Annotated in this window: 19 protein-coding genes; 10 read left to right on the forward strand and 9 right to left on the reverse strand. The window is 75.1% G+C overall.

Annotated elements, in window-relative coordinates:
* Positions 1-46: 46 nt before the first annotated feature.
* From ACZ7KX_RS05680 to ACZ7KX_RS05690, 3 genes are all read right to left on the reverse strand, one after another.
* A complete protein-coding gene (locus tag ACZ7KX_RS05680; RefSeq protein ID WP_470325443.1) occupies positions 47-232 on the reverse strand; it encodes a hypothetical protein in 186 nt (61 codons plus the stop codon).
* Between the two features lie 225 nt (positions 233-457).
* Positions 458-829, reverse strand: coding sequence for a MerR family transcriptional regulator (locus tag ACZ7KX_RS05685; RefSeq protein ID WP_470325444.1), 372 nt, complete (start codon positions 827-829; stop codon positions 458-460).
* A 97-nt stretch (positions 830-926) separates the two neighbouring features.
* Positions 927-1727: an alpha/beta fold hydrolase gene (locus tag ACZ7KX_RS05690; RefSeq protein WP_470325445.1), complete on the reverse strand. Its 801-nt coding sequence runs from the start codon at positions 1725-1727 to the stop codon at positions 927-929.
* 329 nt (positions 1728-2056) lie between these two features.
* Between ACZ7KX_RS05690 and ACZ7KX_RS05695 the strand changes: the two genes are divergently transcribed.
* Positions 2057-3286, forward strand: a complete 1230-nt coding sequence (locus ACZ7KX_RS05695; RefSeq protein WP_470325446.1) for a sulfite oxidase — start codon at positions 2057-2059, stop codon at positions 3284-3286.
* A gap of 118 nt (positions 3287-3404) precedes the next feature.
* Here the strand turns inward: ACZ7KX_RS05695 and ACZ7KX_RS05700 are convergent, their stop codons facing one another.
* The 6 genes from ACZ7KX_RS05700 to ACZ7KX_RS05725 form a co-directional block, all read right to left on the reverse strand.
* The gene (locus ACZ7KX_RS05700; protein ID WP_350525531.1) at positions 3405-4055 is read right to left on the reverse strand and encodes a TetR/AcrR family transcriptional regulator; all 651 of its coding nucleotides are present in this window, start codon (positions 4053-4055) and stop codon (positions 3405-3407) included.
* A 240-nt stretch (positions 4056-4295) separates the two neighbouring features.
* Entirely contained in the window at positions 4296-5204 is a 909-nt protein-coding gene (locus tag ACZ7KX_RS05705; protein WP_470325447.1) for an acyl-CoA thioesterase, read from the reverse strand.
* An 86-nt stretch (positions 5205-5290) separates the two neighbouring features.
* A complete protein-coding gene (locus ACZ7KX_RS05710) occupies positions 5291-5770 on the reverse strand; it encodes a hypothetical protein (RefSeq protein ID WP_470325448.1) in 480 nt (159 codons plus the stop codon).
* Between the two features lie 114 nt (positions 5771-5884).
* Positions 5885-7111, reverse strand: coding sequence for an MBL fold metallo-hydrolase (locus ACZ7KX_RS05715; protein ID WP_470325567.1), 1227 nt, complete (start codon positions 7109-7111; stop codon positions 5885-5887).
* Between the two features lie 289 nt (positions 7112-7400).
* On the reverse strand, positions 7401-7853 hold the full coding sequence (locus ACZ7KX_RS05720; protein WP_350525535.1) for a MaoC family dehydratase: 453 nt from the start codon (positions 7851-7853) through the stop codon (positions 7401-7403).
* A gap of 183 nt (positions 7854-8036) precedes the next feature.
* On the reverse strand, positions 8037-8480 hold the full coding sequence (locus ACZ7KX_RS05725) for a pyridoxamine 5'-phosphate oxidase family protein (protein WP_470325449.1): 444 nt from the start codon (positions 8478-8480) through the stop codon (positions 8037-8039).
* Between the two features lie 258 nt (positions 8481-8738).
* Between ACZ7KX_RS05725 and ACZ7KX_RS05730 the strand changes: the two genes are divergently transcribed.
* From ACZ7KX_RS05730 to ACZ7KX_RS05770, 9 genes are all read left to right on the forward strand, one after another.
* On the forward strand, positions 8739-9590 hold the full coding sequence (locus ACZ7KX_RS05730; RefSeq protein WP_470325450.1) for a hypothetical protein: 852 nt from the start codon (positions 8739-8741) through the stop codon (positions 9588-9590).
* Positions 9591-9871: 281 nt separating this feature from the next.
* Positions 9872-10351, forward strand: a complete 480-nt coding sequence (locus tag ACZ7KX_RS05735; RefSeq protein ID WP_396547978.1) for a hypothetical protein — start codon at positions 9872-9874, stop codon at positions 10349-10351.
* Complete coding sequence (locus ACZ7KX_RS05740; protein ID WP_470325451.1) at positions 10345-11301, forward strand: hypothetical protein; 957 nt, start codon at positions 10345-10347, stop codon at positions 11299-11301. The genes ACZ7KX_RS05735 and ACZ7KX_RS05740 overlap by 7 nt, the downstream gene beginning before the upstream one ends.
* Before the next feature lie 124 nt (positions 11302-11425).
* Positions 11426-12187: an SAF domain-containing protein gene (locus ACZ7KX_RS05745; protein ID WP_470325452.1), complete on the forward strand. Its 762-nt coding sequence runs from the start codon at positions 11426-11428 to the stop codon at positions 12185-12187.
* Positions 12187-13560: a CpaE-like family protein gene (locus ACZ7KX_RS05750; RefSeq protein ID WP_470325453.1), complete on the forward strand. Its 1374-nt coding sequence runs from the start codon at positions 12187-12189 to the stop codon at positions 13558-13560. The genes ACZ7KX_RS05745 and ACZ7KX_RS05750 overlap by 1 nt, the downstream gene beginning before the upstream one ends.
* On the forward strand, positions 13550-15142 hold the full coding sequence (locus ACZ7KX_RS05755) for a CpaF family protein (protein WP_470325454.1): 1593 nt from the start codon (positions 13550-13552) through the stop codon (positions 15140-15142). The genes ACZ7KX_RS05750 and ACZ7KX_RS05755 overlap by 11 nt, the downstream gene beginning before the upstream one ends.
* A complete protein-coding gene (locus tag ACZ7KX_RS05760) occupies positions 15142-16104 on the forward strand; it encodes a type II secretion system F family protein (protein ID WP_470325455.1) in 963 nt (320 codons plus the stop codon). The genes ACZ7KX_RS05755 and ACZ7KX_RS05760 overlap by 1 nt, the downstream gene beginning before the upstream one ends.
* The gene (locus ACZ7KX_RS05765; RefSeq protein ID WP_470325456.1) at positions 16101-16979 is read left to right on the forward strand and encodes a hypothetical protein; all 879 of its coding nucleotides are present in this window, start codon (positions 16101-16103) and stop codon (positions 16977-16979) included. The genes ACZ7KX_RS05760 and ACZ7KX_RS05765 overlap by 4 nt, the downstream gene beginning before the upstream one ends.
* Before the next feature lie 46 nt (positions 16980-17025).
* Positions 17026-17322, forward strand: a complete 297-nt coding sequence (locus ACZ7KX_RS05770) for a hypothetical protein (RefSeq protein WP_470325457.1) — start codon at positions 17026-17028, stop codon at positions 17320-17322.
* The last annotated feature ends 3 nt before the right edge of the window (positions 17323-17325 follow it).

Here is a 17325-nt window from a genome sequence, read left to right on the forward strand (position 1 = left end):
CACCGCGCCCGGACTGCGGGCGGCGGTGCTGGGAGCTGGGGTGCGGTTACTTGCCGGCGGTGGCGGTGGTGCTGACGAGGGAGCCGTGTTCGACGGTTTCCACGGTGGCGCCGACGCCCAGGGCACCGAGGGCGATGGAGGCGAGGACGGCGGTGCAGGCGAGCAGACGACGGTGCCGCTGCGGGAGCGGGAAGCGCGGTTCCTGGTAGGGCGCCTGAGGGCTGGCGTTCATGACCCGGAGGTTGCCATCGCGGCGTGAACGGTCGGTACGCGCGGGTGAAGTCCGGACGGGGGTTGGGCGTCGGTTGGCCGCGTACGCCCCATCCCTCCCGAGCGGGGCGTACGCCCTGGTCAGCGCCGTGCCGATCGATCGCCGACGGCGACCCGGGCGGTGGCCGGGCGGCGACTTCCCGGAGGCCGGCCGGGGAGCCGGCCGGGACGGTGGAGGGGTGTCCCGTCAGGCTGCGTGTTCCGCGTCAGGGACGTGCGCGGTGGCGATGTAGTGGGAGAGGGCGGCGCGGTTGCCGGTGAGGTCGTCGATCCGGGCGTCGAGTTCGGCGAGCTCGCCGCGCAGCGTGGCGAGCAGGTCCGGACAGGACTCCAGGACCGGGACCGGGCCGGTGGCGCAGGGCAGCAGTTCGCCGATGACCCGGGTGGTCAGTCCTGCCGCCAGCAGGCTGCGGATCTGCCACACCCGTACGGTGTCCTCCTCGCCGTACTCGCGGTAGCCGGCCGTCGTGCGGGCGGGCCGGAGCAGGCCCTGCTCCTCGTAGTAGCGGAGCAGCCGGGTGGACACCCCGGTCAGGCTGGCGAGTTCTCCGATGCGCATGATCGGGCGAACGTCGCGGTCGGCCGGGGTGTTCCCGCCTGCCCGGCCCTCTCGGACGGGCTCTCGCGGCCCTGCTCTCGCGGCCCGGCCCGCCCGGTCAGCCCTCGTCCAGGCCCTTGACGAACTCCAGTACCACGCCGCGCAGTTCGGGCAGCGCCTCGACCACCGGCAGGTGCCCGCTGGAGAGTCGGACGTAGCGCGCGCCGGGGATGCCCTCGGCCAGCAGACGGTGCTGGGACGGGGGGACGAGCATGTCCTCGGCGGTGCCGACGACCAGGGTCGGCACGGCGATCGCGCCCAGCTCCGCCCGCACGTCGGCCTCGGCGGCGAGCCGGAACTGCTGGCGGAAGCCGTCCGACAGCGGGGACTTGAGTGCCTCCAGCAGCCCGGCGAGCTGTTCGGCGGGCAGGGCGTCCACCCAGGTCCCGCCGAGCACGACGGTGAGCACCAGGCGGGCGAGGTCGTCAGGCCGCTCGCCGAGGTCGACGATCAGTTCGGAGAGCAGCCGCATCCGGGCCGAGCCGCCGGCCACGCCGGCGAGCAGCAGCAGCGAACGGACCCGCTCGGGGTGGCGGGTGGCGATCCGGACGGCGACGGCGGCGCCGAGCGAGTAGCCCGCCAGGTCGAAGGTGTCCAGGCCCTCCGCGTCGGCGGTCGCGACCAGCCGCTCGGCCAACTCGTCCAGGGTGGGGCCGCCGGGTTCGAACGGGCTCTCGCCGGAGCCGGGGTAGTCGGGGGCGACGACGGTGCGGTGGACGGCCAGGTCGGGCACCAGCGGGCCCCAGTTGTCGCGGGCGCTGCCGCCGGCGCCGTGCGCGAGCAGCAGGCCGGGGCCGGAGCCCTGGACGATCCGGGCGAGCGGGGCGAGCGGGGCGAGCGGGGCGGGGGTGGACGGCATGACGGCACTCCTCGGTGGGCGGTGGATTCCTCCGACAGCGAGGACCGTAGGTGTTCACACCGGTGGGAAGGTCAAGCGCGGGCACCGGACCGACCCCCGGGGACCGCGCCGTACGCCCGGGGGCGCGCGGCACGCCGGGAGGCGCGCCGGACGCGGGCCGACCGCCCCCGCCGTGGTTACGTACCGCGCAGGAGCGCCTACGCTGGGAGCACGGAGCGCGGTTCGGGCACCGTACGAACGCTCTCCGCCGCCGGGGCGCCCACCGTGCCCGCGTCGGCCGCACCGGTGTTGCCCCGGGCCGGGTGGTCGCCGAGGAGGTGCCAGGCCCCATGTCCGGAAACGCCGCGTCCGGCGGTGCCACGTCCGGCAGCGTTCCGTCCCTTGATGCCATACCCGGTGATGCCGTGTCGGGCGATGCCGTGTCGGCCGATGCGCCCGGTGACGCCACGTCGGGGATCGTCAAGCCGCTGCCCGCCGAGTGGTTCGTCCCGCACGGCACCAACGCCGAGATGCGCTGGGAGGCGTTGCGCGACGCCGAGGGCCGGCCGACCGTCGGCCGGCACGTGCCGGTGGAGCGGTTCTTCGTCCGCAACCACACCGGCACCCCGCTGATCGACGCCGACACCTGGCGGCTGCGGCTGTTCGGCAGCGGTCTGCGCGGCGCCCCGACGGCCGAACGGCCCGTGGAGTTCGACCTGGCGGCGCTGCGGGCGCTGCCCGCGACCCGGATCGGTGCGGTGATCGAATGCGCCGGGAACGGCCGTGACTACTTCCGCCGCCAGCAGGGCCGACGCGCCCCGGGTACGCCGTGGACGCTCGGTGCGATCGGCTCGGCGCTCTGGCGGGGCGTCCGGCTGGCCGAGGTGCTGCGGGCGGCCGGACTGACCGGGGAGGCGGTCGACGTGCTGCCGACGGGCCTGGACGCGCACTACGTCGTCGACGGCGTCGACCACGGCCCGGTACGCCGCCCGCTGCCGATCGCCAAGGCGCTGGAGGACGCGCTGCTCGCGTACGAGATGAACGACGAGCCGCTGACCCCCGACCACGGCGCGCCGTTGCGGCTGGTGGTGCCCGGCTGGGTGGGCATCGCCTCGATCAAGTGGGTCGGCAGCATCGAGGTCGCCGACCACCCCCTCCACTCGCCGTGGAACACCGACTTCTACCGGATGTTCGGCCCCGACCACCCGCCGGGCGGCGGCGCGCCGCTCACCGCGCAGGTGGTCCGGAGCGCGTTCGAACTGGCCCGGGGCGCGGTGCTGGAGGCCGGTCGCGTCCACCGCTTGCACGGGCGCTCGTGGTCCGGCACGGCGGCGGTGCGCCGGGTCGAGGTGAGCACCGACGGCGGCCGGACCTGGCGGCGCGCCGTGCTGCACGGCGGGTCGCGCGCCGACGACTGGACGCGCTGGAGCTTCGACTGGCGCCCCGGGCGGCCCGGCCGGTACGAGCTGCGCGCCCGCGCGACGGACCGCCGGGGCAACGGCCAGCCCGAGCGGGCGGTCTTCAACCGGGAGGGCTACCTGTTCGGCGCGGTGGTGGCCCACCCCGTGACGGTGGTCTGACCGCGCGGTCCGGCTGCGCGGTCCGGCCGCGCCCGTGCCCGCGCCCGTACCCGCGCTCGGAGTGCCGACCCGACCCGCCTGAGGGTCGGTCGGCGGTCCGGCCCGGGCCCGGCGGGAGTCAGCCGGTGGACTGGACCTCGTACGGGGCCGGGTACTGCGTCTCGTACGGGGTCAGCACCAGCCGCACCACGTCCTCCAGCCGCCGCCGGGCGTCCCCGAGGGTGGTGCGGCCGGTCACCCAGGCGGTCAGTTCGCCCTGCCAGGCGTGGGCGACGATGTGCCGCACCAGGTCGCTGGACGCGGCCGGCACGTCGGCCGTCACCGCCTGCAGGGCGGTGCTGTCGGCCCGGGCCATGCCCTGCAGCGCCTCGCTGGCGAACGGATCGGTGGAGGCGGCGACGGCCACCCGTAGCCGGGCGAGTTCGGGCTGCCGCTGGTAGGCCCGCATCCCGCCCCGGACGAACCGGACCGCCCGGTCGGTGTCCCCCAGCCCGGCCCGTGGCCCGCGCAGCTCGGCCACCAGGTCGGCCAGCAGCAGGCGGTGCCACTCGGCGATCGCCGCCGCCAGGAGGTGGTCCTTGGACGAGAAGTAGCGGTACGCCGTCCCCAGGGCGACTCCGGACCGCTCGCAGACCTGCTTCATCTGCAGCCGCTCGACGCCGATCTCGTTCACCAGGGCGAGCGCGGCCGCGATCAGGCTTTCGCGGCGTTCGAGCTGACGCGGAGACATCGCCTCCACCGGCCGTGGTGACAGGTCAACCTTGGTCACCCGCACCATGATACGGGCCGGGGCCGCTCAGGAGTATGACGCCGACCGGCCCCCTTCCGTTCGCCCGGGGGTCACCCGGGTGCGGCAGGGCCAGGGCCCGTCTTCAAACCCTCGCCTGCGGGGCGACGCTCCCCAAGCCTGGCGGCCGGGAGGTGCCCCCGTCCTCCGCCTTGCGATGCACGCCACCCCAACGCCGCCCGCCCGCCCTTCGGGCGGCCGACGGGGGTTCGAAGACGGGCCCTAGTCCTGCCGACGGATCAGCGCCTCCTGGACGGCCGAGGCGACCAGCCGGCCGGCCCGGTCGTAGAACTCGCCGATCGCCAGTCCGCGGCCGTCCGAGGAGGACGGGCTGCGCTGGGCGAACAGCAGCCACTCGTCGGCCCGGAACGGGCGGTGGAACCACATCGCGTGGTCCAGCGAGGCCATCAGCAGCGTCGGCGGCTCGGTGCGCTGGAAGAAGTTCGGCTGCTCGTCCAGCCCGGCGGTCGAGGCCAGGGTGAGGTCCGACAGGTAGGCCAGCGCACCGGCGTGCAGCAGCGGGTCTCCGTCCGGCAGCCGGGAGGCGGTGCGCATCCAGACGAAGTGCTGGAGCAGCCCGGGGACGGACGGCGGCACCCCGGGAGCACCCGGCGGGACGAAGCGGACGTCGAGGTCGCGGAAGCCGCCGGTGAGGGCGACCGTCCGGCGGACCTCCTCGGGCGCGTTGGCGACGGCGTCCGGCAGCGACTCGGGGCCGGGCAGCGGCGGCATCTCGCGGTGGCGGTCGGCGCCCGGCTCGGGGTGCTTGAGGGAGACGGTGAGCGAGAAGATCTCGTTCCGCTTCTGCACCGCCGTCACCCGGCGGGTGGTGTACGAGACGCCCTCGCGCACCCGCTCGACCACGTAGTCGATCGGGCGGGTCGGGGTGCCCGGCAGCAGGAAGTAGCCGTGCAGCGAGTGCACCGGGCGGCGGTCCTCGCAGGTGCGCCCCGCGGCGACGATCGCCTGTGCGGCGACGTGGCCGCCGAAGGCGCGCATCGGGGCACCGGCGTGGCAGTAGCCCCGGAACGTGTTCTCGTCCAGCTGCTCCAGCTCCAGCAGCTCGGCGAACGGGGAGGTCGATCGGGTGTCCGGGGCGGCCGGGACGGGCGGTGCGGTCAGGTCGGTCACGAGGTCATAGTGGCAGAAGCCAACCGTGCCGTGGTGTGACCTGGATAACTCGGCCTACCCCGGAGGCGGTGTAGAACACGTTCCAGTCAGGTCGTGCCCCGCCGGACCGGGACGAGCGCGGCGCCGGCTGCTGCCTGCCGCCGCTCGCCGAGTCCGGCGGCCCGGCCGGGCCGGCGCTGCACCTCGCACTGGCGTACGGCCTGGGCGCCCGGCACGTGGAGGACCGGACGGCGACGGTGGACGCGCTCTTGGTGCTCGCCGCGCGCGGAGAGCTCTACGGCGACCTGCTCGGGCGGGAGCCGGGTGGGCTGGTGGCCTGCGGCGCGGTCCTGGCCACCCGGCTGGGCGCGGCGCTCGCCTTGGCGGCGGGGACCGGCCCGCGCGACGGTGTGGTCGGCGCCCGGTCCGGCCTTACCGGGTCTGCTGGGCGAGGCCGAACCGTCCCTGCGGGGGCTGGGCGACCTGGCCGCGCTGGCCGCCGACTGCGCCCGGCGCACCGGGGCCGGCGGGCCGCTGGCCGAGGTGAGGGCGCTGGCGGAGCGTGCCGGGTCGAGCCGGTTGGTCAAGGAGGCCCGGGCACTGCGGGAGGTCCTCGCGGGTGAGGGTGATGCCGGCTCATGGCCGGCTGGCAGCGAACAGATTTCAGCGAACAGATGTTGAAATCTGTTTGCTGAAAGTTGTCAGCTGAACTCCGTCACCTGCTCGCGCGGCTCGGCCGTCTCCGTGGCCGACGCGGCCGAGGCCGCCGACGCGGGGGCGGCAGCCTCCGCCTCGGCACCCGTTGCGGCCGCCCGCTCCTCGGTCGGCGGTTCGACGCCGCGCGGGGCGGTGACGGCGCGCCACCAGAGGCGCAGGGCGGGCGGGTCGGCGGGCTCGAAGGGCTTGCCGGGCCGGGGCATCGCGAGGCGTGCCCCGAGCACCTGGGCGGAGGTGACCACCCGCTCGGCCGGCTCCTCCCACGGGTGCAGCGCCAGGTTGAAGGTGCACCAGTGGATCGGCAGCAGCAGCTCGCCGCCGAGGTCCAGGTGCGCCCGGACACCCTCCTCGGGCGTCATGTGCACCTCGGGCCAGAAGTCGCTGTACGCGCCGACCTGCACCATCGTCGCGTCGAACGGGCCGAGCCGGCGGCCGATCTCGGCGAAGCCCGGGAAGTATCCGGTGTCCCCGCTGTGGAAGATCCGGTGACTGTCGCCGGCCACCACCCAGGAGGCCCACAGGAACAGGCTGCTGGTGCGCGGGCCGCGGCTGCAGTAGTGCCGGGCCGGCGTGGCGGTCAGGGTCAGTCCGGCGACCTCGGCGGACTCCCACCAGTCCAGCTCGACGATCCGTTCGGGCGGCACGCCCCAGTGCTCCAGGTGCGCCCCGACCCCGAGCGGCACGGCGAACACGGCCGCCGTCCCGGCCAGTGCCCGGATGGTGGCCATGTCCAGGTGGTCGTAATGGTCGTGGGAGACCACGACCACGTCCACCGGCCCGAGTTCGGACAGCGGCAGCGGCACCGGGTGCAGCCGCTTGGGGCCGGTCCAGCCGAACGGGGAGCAGCGCTCGCCCCAGACCGGGTCGAGCAGGACGCGCCGTCCGTCGATCTCGGCGAGCACGGTGGCGTGGCCCAGCCAGGTCAGCCGCAGTCCGGACTCCGGCGGCGTGGCCAGGTCGCCCGGGAGGAGCCGGTGCACGGGTACGGCGGCGGCCGGGGCCCGTCGGGTCTTGTCCCCGGTCAGCTGGGCGCGGGTGATCTCCAGCGGGCTGCGCTCGTACACCAGGCGGCGGGTCGGTACCGGGTTGCGGAAGGCGCCGTCGGCGAACTGCGGGGAGCGGCGGATCCGGGCCAGTCGCTCGCCCCGGGGCTCGGCGCCGAACGCGTCGGTCCGCACCCGGTGCCACGCGGCCCGGGGCAGCCCGGCCAGCCCGGGGACGGCGCGGTCGGCGGTGGGGCCGGCGGCGGGCGGGGCGAATTGCGAGGACAGACCGGCGAGGCGGGAGAACCAGGGGACGGGGCGGGGCACGGCTCCTCCAAGGACGGTCACGGCTACCGGGCAGGCCGGGGCGCGCACCTCGGTGACGGCCGTGGTCACGGCCGTCGGCCGGGGTCACTGCGGTACGACAACCATCTCGTCGGAGGTTACTCGCCGTGGGCCGTCCGGACCTGGTGGAGGGCCCGGCGCGGTCCAATCGGCGTACCCGGAGCCCGCCCGGTCAGGCGTAGAAGCGCGTGATCGTCTCCGCGACGCAGTGCGGCTTGGCACTCCGCTCGCTCGTGATGGTGAAGCGCACCACGGCCTGGACGCCGCCGGGCACCTCGGTCGCCGAGAGCAGCTCGGCGGTGGCCCGGATCGCCGTGCCCACCGGCACCGGCGCCGGGAAGCGCACCTTCTCCGAACCGTAGTTCAGCGCCATCCGCACGCCCTCGACGGCGTAGCACTCCTTCGCCAGCACCGGGATCATCGACTGGGTCAGGTACCCGTGCGCGATGGTCGAGCCGAACTGGCTCTCCTTGGCCCGCTCCGGGTCCACGTGGATCCACTGGTGGTCGCCGGTCGCCTCGGCGAACAGGTCGATCTGCCGCTGCTCGATGGTGTGCCACTCGCTGGTGCCCAGCTCGGTGCCGACGGCGGCGGTGAGGTCGGCGAGGGAGGCGAAGGTCGTCACGGTGCGCTCCTGGAGGGGGACGGGCCCGCGGAGGGGCCAGGACGCCGGAAGCGTATGCCTACCCACCGGTATCTGTCAGGAGCCCGAGCCCGAGCCCGAGACGGAAACCGACCCCGGAACCGGAACCGAGTCCGAGGCGGGAACAGGAACCAGGCCCGGGGCCGCGGCGGCCTGCCCGGCTGCTCAGGGCCGCAGCGCGGCGCTCCCCACGGCGCCCTGCCCGGTCGGGAACAGCCGCCGACCGCTCACCAGTTCCGGCACCAGCGCGACGAACAGCGGCTCCGGGTCGCCCACCCACGGCCGCAGCCCGGAACGCAGCACCCGCCGCACCTGCTCGGGATCGCGCACCGCGTCGGCCCGCCCGTGCACCAGCACGCTCCACCCGGTGCGGGTGACCGGGTCCAGCAGATCGGCCTGGAAGGCCACCACCGTGCCGTCGAGCCCGCGCGCGGTGGCACTTCCCCGGCGCACCGCGAGCACCAGCCGCCCGTCCAGGACCTCGAAGGAGACCGGCAGGACGGCCGGCAGTGCGTGCTCGGTGTACACCACGCGCCCGACGGGCACGGTGCTGAGCAGCCGCAGGCACTCGGCCTCGCTCAGGGTCTCCACTCGGTCCTCACGCTCCATGCGTCCGATCGTCCTCGGTCGGCGCGTGCGTCGATAGGGCCCATGGTCCCTGAGCGGGCGGGTCGGGAGCCCCGTCGGAGGCCGCCCGGGCGATAGCCTGCCCGGCGGCGGCGGCGGCGGCGGAACGGTCACGCGGACCGGGAACGGTGACGCGGACCGGGAACGGCGACGCGGACGGCGGCCCGTCCGCGAAGCGCGGCGGACCGCAGTGAGGGCGGCGGCCCCGGGAGCGCCGGGGCCGGCCAGGAGGGGGAACCGATGGCGGGCGGGGTCGATCTGGTGGTGATCGGGGCGGACGGCGGGCCCGACCGGGCCTTCGGCGGTGCGGCGCTCGCACCGGACGGTGCCCGGCTGCTCGCGGAGGTGCTGCCCGGGATGTGCTTCGACACCGGCGCGGCCGGCTGTCGGGTCGTCACGGCGCCGCCGGAGGCGGACGCGAACGCGATGCTCACCGCCGTGCGGGACGCGGCGCAGCACCCCGGCCGCTGGCTGGTGGTCTGCCTGGTCGGTCAGCTGGTCGCCGACCCGCGCGGGCGCCGGCTCGCCCTGGTCACCGGCGGCAGCACCCCCGACAACGCCTACCGCCGGGGCCTGGCCTGGGACTGGGTGGTCAGCGCGATGGTGCACGGGGACCAGGAGGAGGCGCTGCTGGTGGTCGACGCGGTGGCCGACCGGGACGCCTGGGCGGCCCTGGAGCGCGGCGGCGAGGACAGCGCGGGCGAACTGCTGAGCTATTCGCGCGTCCCGCTGTGGGGCCGGATCGGTCGGTACACCCCGGGCAGACGCGGCCGGGACGCCGTACTGCCGGGCGGTGACGGCTCGTTCAGCCGGGCCCTGACCACCGTCCTGCGCCAGGGTGTCCCGGGTGCCCCCGCGGCCGTCGCCCCGCTCGACCTCCAGCCCGCCGTGGCGGCGCTGACGGACGGGGGAGAGTCGGCCGGTAGTTCGGGTGCGCCGGGCGCGCGCCTGCTCGTTCCGCCGCACGGCGGGCGCCTGTTGATGCGCAATCGGGCCGCGGTTCGGGGCGCATTGGCCGGATTGTCGCTTTCCGAAGAACTGTTGGCCGTTCTGTGGCGGGAAAGTGCCCCGACGGAACCGCCTTCCGCGTAAGGTCAGGGGGCCTGAGGTGTTGCCGTGATGGGGTGGGTTGGCGAAGAATCGATCCCCAGCGGAAAGACCGGCGGGACGGCGGAATTGTTCTGGCGGCCGTGGATCACGGACCGGGTCGGTCGCGACGAGGTGGGGCAATGCGGCAGCGCGGAAATGTGTTGCGCCCTGGGGCGGTTGGGGTCGGTGGGGCGGTTCTGGCGTTGCTGCTCGGTGCTTGTGCGGGCACTGGTTCCGGCGGTTCCGTCGATCACCTCGGGACGGCGGCGCCCACGGTTGCGGGAGTGGCTCCGGTAACTCCTTCGAGTGGTTCCTCAAACGCCTCGATCGCGCCGACCGACGGCCCGGAAGGGGCGACCGGGCGGGCGGCCCTGAGGGCGTATCAGGATTGGTGGCAGGCCCAGGCCGAGCTCTTCGGGCGATCGGATTCGGACGGGTACGCGCTGGAGCAGTACTCCTCCGGGCGCGCCCTGTCCGACGCCCTCGCCGGTCTCCGGCAACTCCACGACGCCAAAGTGGTGATGACCGGAACACCGCGCAATTCCCCGGTGGTCAAGTCCGTGGGTCTGAAAACCGATCCGCAAACCGCAGTGATCGAGGACTGCGTCGATCTGACGGGCTGGCACCGCGTCGACGCCGTCACCGGGGCCGCGAAGGATCCGGCCCAGCGCCTGAACAGGTATGTCGCGACCGCGTCGCTGCGACTGTTCCAAGCACATTGGCTGATCTACGAGTTCAAGCGGGAGGTGGACCGGACATGCTGAACGCGCGGAAACCGGCCCGGCGGTTCGCGGTCGTCGCGTCGCTGTCGGCCGGTGTGCTGCTGTCCTCGGCGGTGTCGGCGACGGCGGACGAACCGCCGAGCGGCGGTGCCGAGCAGTGTTTCCCGAACGTGATCTGCGCGGGCGCCAATTCCGGCGGAAAGACCCCCGCGCCGGGCTCCACGAAAGCGAGCGGAGGCGGCGGAGGCGGCGGATCGGACAGCGGCCCGCAGCTCTGCAGCTACCACGGTGTGCCCTGGGCCTGCTACGACCCGCAGTGGGGCTGGTTCGACAGCGGTGAGGGCTGCTACTTCCGAGAGTTGGACGACCCGCCGGCGGCGGGCGACCCGGCCTGGGAGAACCACGACCCGAAGGACGGCGCGCTCTACTCGAAGGTCTGTCCGCAGACCGGTGGGGGCCAGGACGGCGCCCAGATCGTCTTCCTGGCCACCGCGCCGGGCGGCGCGGCGACCGCACTGGACGATTCCAGGGCCGTCGAGGAAGCGAAGAAGAAGCTCGTCTTCGGGCAGCCGGTGGGCCGGGTGGCGCCCGGCGGCACGGCGGTGGTCAACTCCCCGGTGTGGCTCTGGGCGGACAACGCCGCGACGCCCGAGCCGAAGACGGCGGCGGTGCACGGCATCTCGGTGACCGTCACCCCCAAGCTGGTCGAGTCGTACTGGGACTTCGGCAACGACCTCGCGACCAGCTGTGCGACGGCCGGAACGCCGTACGACCCCAAGTACGGCGCCGCCCAGTCCCCGGACTGCGGCTTCGTGTTCAAGGCCGCGTCCGGCAAGCAGAAGGACGGGGTGTACAACGCCACGGTGACGATGAAGTGGGAAGTTGCCGTCGCCGTCGTCGGCGGACCGAACCCGCGGACCTTCACGATCCCCATGAAGCAGACCAGTCCGCTCTTCACACTCAAGGTCGCCGAGGTGCAGGTACTCAACTGACCACGTCACCAGGGCGATTCGACGACTGACGAGCCGGCAACGAACGAGGGAAGGGCGGAACCCGGTGGAGAACCGTACATTCGCGACGCCGGGATCCGGCACACCCACGGGCGCCGGGGCGTCCGTGGCGCTCCCGGAGCAGCAGGAGCAGGGCGGCGCTCAGGGCAAGGGCCGGGGGCGGGCGGCACCGCACGCGCCCGCGCGGACCATGCGGGCGAGGCGGCGGCGCCCTGCGGTGCTGGCGATGGCGGTCGCGCTGATCGCGGCCGGCGGGCTGGGCGGGGCCGTCCTCTACAACAGCACCGGTCAGCGGGTCGCGGTGCTCGCCCTCGCCCGGGACGTGCCGTGGGGCCAGGTGATCACCGAGGACGACCTGGTGGTGGCCCGGATCGCGGGTGACCCGGCGCTGCACCCGGTGTCGGCCCAGGACCGCGCGAAGGCGATCGGCATGCGCGCCGCCACCGACCTCAAGCGCGGCGCCATGCTCACCAGCGGGGACCTCGCCCAGGGCCTCACCGTGCAGCCCGGGCAGATCGTGGTCGGCGTGTCGGCCAAGCGCAGCCAGCTGCCCGCCAGCCGGCTCCAGCCGGGGGTGCAGCTGGTCGTGGTCTTCACGCCCGACAACGGCCGGGCCGACTCGCTGCCCGCGACGGTGATCACCGTCGGCCGGGCGGACACCGACGGCAGCCAGGTGATCGACGTCGCGGTCGGCACGGCCGACGGGCCGCGGCTGGCGCAGTGGGTGGCGAGCGGCCGGATCCAGGTGCTGCTGGCTCCGCGTGGCGCTGCGGCCGCCGGTGCCCCCGCCGCCGGCGCGCCGTCGGCCGGTGCGCCGGCCGCGGGTGCGCCTTCCGCCGGAGCCCCGAGCGCGACCGGGGGCGCCTGATGGCGGTGATCGCGGTGGTCGGCGGCCCGGGCGCGCCCGGCGCGACCACGACCGCGCTGGCGCTGCTGCTGGCCTGGCCGCTCCAGCCCGGTCGGCGGATCCTGCTGGTCGAGGCCGACCCGGACGGCGGCGCCGTGCTCGCGGGCGCCCTGGAGGGCCGGGTCGAGGCGGTGTACGGGCTGCGCAACCTGGCCGTCGCCGACCGGCGCGGGCTGCTCGCGCAGACCATCTGGGAGCAGCTGATCGACCTCTCGCCCGACGGCGACGCCGAACGCCTGCTGCTGCCCGGGCTGACCGACCCCACCCAGGCCCCCGGCCTCGCCTACACCTGGGAGCCGCTCGCCGAGCTGCTGCAGGGCATCGAGCAGCAGGGCTACGACGTCATCGTGGACCTCGGCCGTTCCGGCGCCACCGGCGCGAGCGCGGTGCTGGCCCGCCGGGCGGACGTGGTGGCGGTGACGGTGCGGACCACGCTGCGCGGGCTGAGCGCCGTCCGGCCCCGGCTGTCCGCCCTCGTCGAGGACCTCGCCTCCGGCGGCACCGGGTCGGACGCGCTCGGGCTGATGCTGGTCGCCGAGGGGCCGTACACCCGGGCGGAGGTGTCGCGCGAACTCGGGCTGCCGGTGCTCGGCGTCCTGCCGCATGCCACCCGGACCGCCAAGGTGCTCTCCGACGGCGGCGACACCACCGACCGGCGGTTCATCCGCTCCGAGCTGATGCGCACGGCGCGGTCGGCGGCGGACGAGGTGCAGCTGCTGGTCCGGCGCAGACGGCAGCGGCTCGTGCCGAATCCGGCCCCCGGGTCGGTGCCGGGGCAGGCACCCGCCCGGCCGGTGGCGCCCGCTCCGGCGGCGGGTGCGCCGGCGGCCGGCGCACCGCTGGCGGCCGCGGTGCCGACACCGGTGGTGCCCGCGCCGTCGGTGCCGGCCCGGCCGATGCCGACACCCGCCCCGGTCACGTACGGCCAGGCCGCGTACGGGCAGGGCGGGTACGGCCAGACGGGCTCCGGGCAGTCGGCCTACGCGCAGCCCGCCCAGGGCGCGACGGCGTACGGCTCGACGGCCCACGGCTCGACGGCGTACGGCCAGGCCGGGTACGGGCAGTCGCCCTACGGTCCCGGCGAGGCCGAGCCGCCGTCGTACACGCCGCCGCAGCCGGTCCCGCCGGTGATCACCACCGGTCCGGTGGCGCCGCTGGCCGGGTTGGCGCCGCAGCCGGCCGCTCCGGCGCCGTTCCCGGCGCACGTCCAGTCGCCCGATCCGGCCGAGCCCGAGGACCAGTACCCGCTTCAGCAACCGGTGGTGACGGATGGTCAGGTACAGGTGAACGGGCAGTACCCGCACAATCCCGGGGAGGTGCTCCGTGCGCGGTAGCCCCCTGCACCGGCACCCGGCGGCCGACCCGGCCGCACTGCCCTGGGCCACGCCGACGCCCGCGCCTGCGCCCACGCCGACGGCCGCGCCGATGCCGCAGCCCGTCGTGCCGGGCCCGGTCGCTCCCGGCGCGGCCGCGCCCACCGCCGTCCCCTCCCAGCTGCCCTCGCTGGACGTGCGCGGCGCCGCCACCCGGCCGGCCGTCGACCCGCAGGTCGCCCGGGAGCTCAAACGCCAGGTCGCGGCCGAACTGCACCAGCAGATCAGCAGGTTGACCGCCACCTCCGGCTCCGAGCCGGACCGCGCCACCCGCCGCCAGCGCGGCCGGGCGCTGATCGAGGAGTCCGTCGCCCGCTGGTCCGACGCCTACGCGCAGACCCACGGCATCCCGCCCACCCGGGAGCAGGACCGCGCCCTCGCCGAGGCCGTCTTCGACCTGCTCTTCCGGGCCGGGCGACTCCAGCCCTACCTGGACGACCCGGAGATCGAGAACATCCTGATCAACGGCTGCGACGACGTCTGGGTCTCCAAGGTGCACCAACCCCTGCGCCAGGTCCCGCCGGTGGCCGACAGCGACGCCGAACTCGTCGAGCTGCTGCAGGACCTGGCCCGCCAGCACGGCGGCGGCGAGCGCAGCCTGTCCACCGCGAGCCCGACCCTCGCGCTCCGGCTTGAGGGCGGCATGCGCCTGCAGGCGCTCACCGAGGTGACGCCCCGCCCGTACGTGGCGATCCGGCGCCACCGGGTGGCCTCCGCGACGCTGCCGGAGATGGTCGAACTCGGCACCCTGGACGGCACCTTGGCCGCCTTCCTGGCCGCCGCGATCCGGGCCCGGAAGAATGTGATGATCACCGGCACCCAGGGCGTCGGCAAGACCAGCCTGCTGCGCGCCATGGCCGCCGAGATCCCGCCGGACGAGCGGATCGGCACCCTGGAGTCGGAGTTCGAGCTCTGGCTGCACACCCTCGGGCACCTGCGCCAGGTCGTCCCGATGGAGGCCCGCGAGGGCAACGGCGAACGCGTCGAGGGGCGGCTCGCCGGGGAGTTGACGATCGGCGACCTCATCCCGGCCGCGCTGCGCATGACGCTCTCGCGCATCATCGTCGGCGAGGTCCGCTCCGGCGAGGTCGTCCCGATGCTCCGCGTGATGACCAACGGCGAGGGCGGCTCGATGTGCACCCTGCACGCCCGCGGCCCGCACATGGTGGTGGACCGCATCGCCGAACTCTGCCTGGAGTACGGCTCGCACATGACCGACTCGCTCGCCTACCGGCTCACCGCCAACGCCCTGGACCTCATCGTGCACGTCAGCATGGTCGACGAGACCGCCGTCGGCGGCCGCCGGCACCGCTTCGTCTCCCACGTCCTGGAGGTCACCGGCCTCGGCGAGAGCGGCAGGCCCGCACTGAACACCGTCTTCGGGCCCCGGCCGGACCTCGGTGAGCCGCGGGCCGTCCCGCACACCCCGCCGCAGTGCCTGGACGACCTGCGCCGGGCCGGCTTCGACGCCGGCCTGCTCGGTTCCCGGTACGGGAGTTGGGCCACCCCGCTGCAGCTGCGGATCGGCGGTGGCGCGCGGTGATGCTGCTGTTCGCCCTGTGCGGGCTGGCGGTCGCGGGCGGCCTGGTCGCCCTGGTGGCCTGGGCCCGCGGCAGCGAGCCCGCCGACGAGGACACCGCCGGGCGGCCCAACCCGCTCGCCGGGCGCGCCCACGTCTTCTGGTACGGAGCCCCCGGGGCGGCCCCTGCCCGGATGGTGCGGCTGCGCCGGGTCCAGCTGCCGCTCGCGCTCGTCGGCGCGCCGCTGGCCTGGCTGTTCACCGGCATCCCGCTGACCGCGCTGCTGGTGCCGCTGGCCGTCTTCGGCCTGCCCTGGCTGTTCGACACCACCCGCCCGGACACCCACCGGATCGAGCGCCTGGAGGCGCTGTCCGAGTGGACCCAGCGGATCGCCGACGTGCTGCTGCTCGGCGTCGGCCTCAACCAGGCCATCGTCACCAGCCGCCGCACCGCCCCCGCCGCCCTGGAGGACGAGGTCGGCGAGCTCGCGGCCCGGCTGCAGGCCCGCTGGCGGCCCGAGGAGGCGCTGCACGCCTTCGCCGACAGCCTGGCCGACGCCACCGCCGACAAGGTGCTCGCCGCGCTCGTGCTGCGGGCCGGGGACAGCGGCCCCGGCCTGGCCCGCACGCTGTCCGACATGGCCGACTCGGTCCGCGACGAGGTCCGCCAGCGCCGCGCCATCGAGGCGGACCGGGCCAAGCACCGGACCACCATCCGCTGGCTGGTCGGCATCATCGTGCTGGTCGTCAGCATAGGGTCCTTCAACACCGAGTACACCCGGCCGTACGGCACCTTCCTCGGCCAGCTGGTCCTGGCCGTGGTCGCCGCCCTGTTCGTGGCGATCATCGCCTGGATGCGGGCGCTGGCCTCCCACCCGCCGGTGCCCCGGCTGCTCACGCCGGACCGGCGCAGCAGGAGCGGGCGGGGCACGGGCGCACCGGCGCGCGAGCAGGAGCCGACCGAGCAGCTCGGGGAGGTCCGGTGATCTCCCCCTGGTCCGTGCTGGCCGGCGCCGTCGCGGCCGGCGGCCTCGCCCTGCTGGTGGCCGAACTGCGGCCGGCACCCCCGGACCTGCGCCAGGCGCTGGACCGGTTGCACGCCGTACCCGCGGACCGCGCGCAGGACCCGGACGAACGTCCGCGCTGGTACGACCGGATCGGCGAGCGGTCCGTCCGGCTGCGCGGGGTCTCCGTCCCGCGCCGCGAACTCGCCCTGATCGGCCGCACCCCGGCCCGGTTCATGGTGCACAAGCTGCTGTTCGCCGCGCTCGGCCTGGTGCTGCCCGCCTACCTCGGCGCGATGGCCGTGCTGATGGACATCGGCCTGCCCTTCGCGCTGCCGCTGGTCGTCGGGCCGCTGCTGGCCGGCCTGCTGTGGTTCGTCCCGGACGCCGTCGTGCGCGGCGAGGCCAAGGAGGCGCGCACCGAGTACCTGCACGGCATCGCCGCCTACCTGGAGCTCGTCGCGCTGGAGCGGGCCGCCGACTGCGGCCCCGCCGAGGCGCTGCGCCGGGCCGCCTCGGTCGGCCGGGGCGCGGTGTTCCGCCGGATCCGCGACGCCCTGGAGCGCGCGGCCACCGACCGGCTCCCGCCGTGGGCCGGACTCGACGCGCTGGCCGAGGAGTTGGGCCTCACCCCGCTGCAGGACGTGGCCGACATCATGCGGCTGTCCGGCACCGACGGCGCCGCCGTGTACGACACCCTGCGGGCCCGCGCCAAGGGCCTGCGCGGCGAACTGCTCGCCGAGGACCTCGCCAGGGCCAACGCCGACAGCGAGCGGATGGTCGCGCCGGGGGCCGCCCTGACGCTGCTGATGACCGTCCTGATCGTCTTTCCCGCGCTCCACCAGATGCTCAACTGACCGATCAGCCAGAGCAGCTGACACCACACCACATACGGAGAAACCGATGTACGTTCGACTCGCCGACCTGGCAAGCCGGGTGCTGCGACCCGCGCTGCTGCCCGTGCAGTTCGCCCTGCTGCTGTTCACACTGCGGCTGGGCCGGCTACGGGCCGCCCGCGCGCGCGGCGACCGCGGCGCCATCAGCATCGAACTCGCCCTCGCCATCATCGCGTTGGTCTTCGTGGCGGGCGCCGTCGCGACCGCGCTCTACCTGCTGAAGGACAAGGTCGTCCAGAAGGTCCAGCAGGACCCGAACATGCCGGGCGGCGCCGGCGGCGCGGGCGGGGCCACCAAGGGATGAAGC

It is taken from the genome of Kitasatospora sp. NPDC038210 (assembly GCF_055600605.1).